Here is a 4,011-nt window from a genome sequence, read left to right on the forward strand (position 1 = left end):
CCCGGTCGCAGTTCAGCAGTTTATGGTAGATTACAGCTTTAACCAAGCAGTGCGGGATAGGGGACTGACTGAAGTGGAGTTATCCCCAAACCAACGCCAAGAGATTTGGGAAGCAGTTTATGCAATTTGGGCTGCACCAAGTTTAGATGAAAAAACTCCCCCTCCTCACAGTACTGGTGGGGCGGTAGATGTAACGCTAGTAGATGATGCAGGGCAAATAGTAAATATGGGTTCGCCGATTGATGAAATGTCAGAGCGATCGCATCCCGATTATTATGCCAATAGCGATCGCTCAGAAACGCAAAAGTATCATGCTCATCGTCAACTATTGCGAGATGTAATGTTAAAAGCCGACTTTCAACGCAATCCTAGAGAGTGGTGGCATTTTTCTGTTGGCGATCAAATGTGGGCTTGGCTAAATAATCAATCCAATCCAGCCAAGCCTCTCACAGCACGTTATGGGCGTCTTCCATAGATACGTTATGCATCTTGAGGATTCAGTTCTTTTAACTCGTCGGTAGTGTAAGTACCAATGGGAGTCCAAACTAGATAAGGAAGGAGTAACAGCGCCGCTACTACAGAAATCGGCAAAACGCAGATTGCCAAAACAACGCCTGAAATCAAACCGATTAGCCCAAGAACTTCCCCAACTTTGAGGCTGCGAAACCTCAACATTGTAGGTATATAGGCAACGGTGATAATTTCCACCAAAAGGTACAAAGCCATTAATAGCCAAGTAATTAGGCTTCCGGGATTTTTCTCCCAGACAATATAAGCTGAAGCTGCACCGCAAATAAAAATCACAGTCCAGATAATTGGAATCAACGGCTCAAAAACTAGCCAACGAGGACGACTTAAGTTTGCAAACCATTTAACATCACGTGGTGTGATGAAGAAACTACCAAGGGCAACAAAAAAAGTTACAGCCCCAATTATTATCCAAGATGGAATCATAATGCACTCCTGCTTGTGTATTTTGTCAAGTCATACACTGCAAGTTTGACAATTTAGGCTAGATGTTTAATCATTCCCTGGTGCGAATCTTAGGCATCTTGAGGATTGAGAGCGATCATCTGCCAAGTGGTATAAGTACCAATGGGACTCCAGAGCAAATAAGGAACTAGTAATAGTGCTGCCCAACCAGAAAAACCTAAGACTGCAAGTATCAATAAAGCACAAATTATAAAACCTGTACCACCGAGAATTGTGCCCACTTTCAGACTGCGAAGCTTAAACATTACAGGAGTATAGGCAATGGTAACAATTTCTAATAGCAGATATAAACCCATGATTAACCAAGTTGAGGTGCTTCCTGGGTCTTTTTCCCAGACAATATAAGCTGACCAAGCACCGCAAATAAATATTACAGTCCAAATAACGGGAATTGCGCCCTCAAAAGTTAGCCATCTTGGTCGTTGTAAACGCTTGAACCATTGGCGATCGCTAGGCGTAATCACGTTCGCGGCTAAAGCAACCAAGAAAGCCACGCCCCCAATCACCATCCAAGATTTAATCATGCCCCTTAGTCCTTTACAAGCGCTATTTATCGCTTAATATCACTCTTTATAGTGTGATTTTGTCAATTTAATTGCTAATTACTCATCATCCCTGAGTTTGAACCCTTCACATCGTTTGGCAGGATTTTAAATTATGGGCATTGGGAATGGGGCATGGCTACCGTTTTGGAGGCGTTGGCGCAGCCCGCCGTAGGCATCGCTTCGAGAGGTTATTTTTTTATAGGTGTTGAAAACTTTTTTAATTTAATTGAGGGTAATATTCTTTGCAACACCGTTGCTATGTTCAAACTTGTTTTGACTTAGCGGTAAAGGCTCTTGAGAAAGGGATTCTAAAAATTTAACTGCTTTTAGTAAAGATTCTCCCGATAATTGTTCCAGCAGTGTTATTCCTCTTGAGCGAATTTCTTCAGGTTGAGTCATGGGCAAGTTGACCTCATTTACATCTAGGTTCAACTGTAATCCAAGTTTTTTGTCCTCCTGTCTTCCTAAAGTCTTATCCTTGCAGGTTTCTCCCTGTTGTAACTCTGAGCTAGTTATGAGCAGGGGAATCGTGGCGATCTCATAATCATCCGGTTCTAATAATATTTTGAATGCCTGAAAACATCGAGTGAGAGAGTATCGATCAACTTTGTTGTTACAGTTAAAAATCTTACACAGGGTATGAGAGTCTAAACCTGTCTGAACACTCAGATTGATGAGTGTAAATCGCTTGTTGCCGTTGCCATTAAATTCTGTTTGTTGTTTTGCAAACTCAAGCTTATGTAATCCTTTAGGCGTAAGGATAACACCACGTATGCGTTGTTTTGGAAGCATAAAAAAACAGTTAGATTTGATTTACGCAACACTTTAGGCAAAAAAGGGAGTCAGCCGAGAGGGAAAATCACAACTTCCAATGAGCATCCGGTTTTGGCAGATAGTTTTTTTATACAACCCATACAGGGGTGCTTATTATATTTCTTCCAAAAGTGGATGCGCTCAAATTACACCCCAAGTTCAATTTTAGGAATGTTATTCAACAGTAAATTTTTGATAGTCAGAGTATATGGATATCAGATGGATTGTAATAATTCTTAATTTTACTGTGCTTAAGTTGGCAAACTTCCATTGCTTTAGAGGTATTGCAAAGTGCATTATCTTTCTACAACTAAACTTTTCAAACTCTAAGGATATAAGTATATGGTTACGGAACAAAAAACACTAAATGAAAACTATACATTAAAAGACTTAGGAGTAACAATTGATAGATTAGGAGTAGAAATTGATACTTTACAAAAAGAAAAAGATAAGTCAGGAAGAGTTAATTTCTTTACAGACAATCAGGGAAATGAATCATCAATTAGGTTGATGTCTTTTTTTGCCCTTATTACAGCAATAATTTTTGGTTCTTTATCTCTGATTAATGCTCACAAGCCAAGTAACACAAACAGCAACTCCTCAAGTAGTGATGTAAACATGACATTCATTTTCTTGGTGGCAGCTTTTGTTCCCAAGGCACTTCAGAAATTCGCAGAAATCAAAGGTGAAACAGAACAAACAAAAGAGAATAAAATATAGTGCGGAATCATTAAAAAATAGTTAACTGCTGCAAAGATAACTAGTACCGCAAGGCAGAAGTCAAAAATCAAAAGGATCATATATCAAGGCTTGTACCTGTTTGAGATGGTATGTTTATTTACGCCGTGCTGTACTAGGTAAATCTATTTTTAATGAAGTTAATGTCTTTTATAGATATCATCGCAGGAATAATATTTTGTGGTGTGATTTTTTATTTACGTTTGGAAAATAAAAACAATACAAGCGATAAAAGTGCCATATAAACATTGTTGTTTTTTGCTGGCGGCTTTAGTTACGCAAGCCGTTCAGAAATTTACATAAGAAAAAATCAATAAATAGTAAATATTGTTTATTTCGTTGTTTTTATTATAAGGCATTAATATCAAAATATCATTCTATTATGGCAATATAGCAAATTTGTATTAACAAAAATTAAAGGGATTTAAAGAGATGACGGACGGTATAGCTGAGGAAGCCAAAGAACAAAAAAATTGCATTAGTTCTTATGAGAAAGCTTTAAATGATTTAGATGAAGTTGAACAGCCTGGGGATAATTGGACAGAGAAGTTGATAGGCGTTCTTGTAGCTCGTGATATTATTCATGTTGCCCTGAGCGACAAATCCTCTATCTCACAACAACCAATAGATATTAATTTACTAATTCAGTTAGATAAGCGATTAAAAGATAAAGCTGCTAAGGATATCACGCAGCTTGGCCAGTTAGCGGAATGGAGAAAGAGTGTAAATCCCCTACCAGAGCGATGGTGGTGGTATCTTAAAGGCCCCTTACCAAGGTCGCTTAATGAAGCGGTGAATGAATATTCTGACTTGCTGAATGAATATGATGCAGAGAATGATCCTTGGTATAAGGACTTGTGGAACTGGGTCACGATGGGAAAGCTTAATCATGAAACAGAGGCAGATCAAGCGATACAAGTAC

General features: G+C 38.6%; 5 protein-coding genes and 1 pseudogene. 3 read left to right on the top strand and 3 right to left on the bottom strand.

The window, feature by feature from the left end:
- On the top strand, positions 1–475 hold a 475-nt coding region (locus IQ229_RS16455), incomplete at its 5' end, for a M15 family metallopeptidase (RefSeq protein ID WP_194045474.1).
- Positions 476–480: 5 nt separating this feature from the next.
- Here IQ229_RS16455 and IQ229_RS16460 read toward each other — a convergent pair.
- From IQ229_RS16460 to IQ229_RS16470, 3 genes are all read right to left on the bottom strand, one after another.
- Positions 481–954 carry a TspO/MBR family protein gene (locus IQ229_RS16460; RefSeq protein ID WP_194045476.1) on the bottom strand — a complete coding sequence of 158 codons (474 nt, stop codon included), beginning with the start codon at positions 952–954 and terminating at the stop codon, positions 481–483.
- An 89-nt stretch (positions 955–1,043) separates the two neighbouring features.
- Complete coding sequence (locus IQ229_RS16465; RefSeq protein WP_194045478.1) at positions 1,044–1,517, bottom strand: TspO/MBR family protein; 474 nt, start codon at positions 1,515–1,517, stop codon at positions 1,044–1,046.
- Positions 1,518–1,760: 243 nt separating this feature from the next.
- Entirely contained in the window at positions 1,761–2,330 is a 570-nt protein-coding gene (locus tag IQ229_RS16470) for a hypothetical protein (RefSeq protein WP_194045480.1), read from the bottom strand.
- Positions 2,331–2,693: 363 nt separating this feature from the next.
- Here IQ229_RS16470 and IQ229_RS16475 point away from each other — a divergent pair, with 363 nt between their 5' ends.
- Together IQ229_RS16475 and IQ229_RS16480 are read left to right on the top strand one after the other, a co-directional pair.
- Positions 2,694–3,071 carry a hypothetical protein gene (locus tag IQ229_RS16475; RefSeq protein ID WP_228013514.1) on the top strand — a complete coding sequence of 126 codons (378 nt, stop codon included), beginning with the start codon at positions 2,694–2,696 and terminating at the stop codon, positions 3,069–3,071.
- A gap of 450 nt (positions 3,072–3,521) precedes the next feature.
- Positions 3,522–4,011: pseudogene (locus IQ229_RS16480) on the top strand (hypothetical protein); the annotation flags it as partial.

It is taken from the genome of Nostoc cf. edaphicum LEGE 07299, assembly GCF_015207245.1.
In the GTDB taxonomy this organism is placed as follows: Bacteria; Cyanobacteriota; Cyanobacteriia; order Cyanobacteriales; family Nostocaceae; genus Nostoc; species Nostoc edaphicum_B.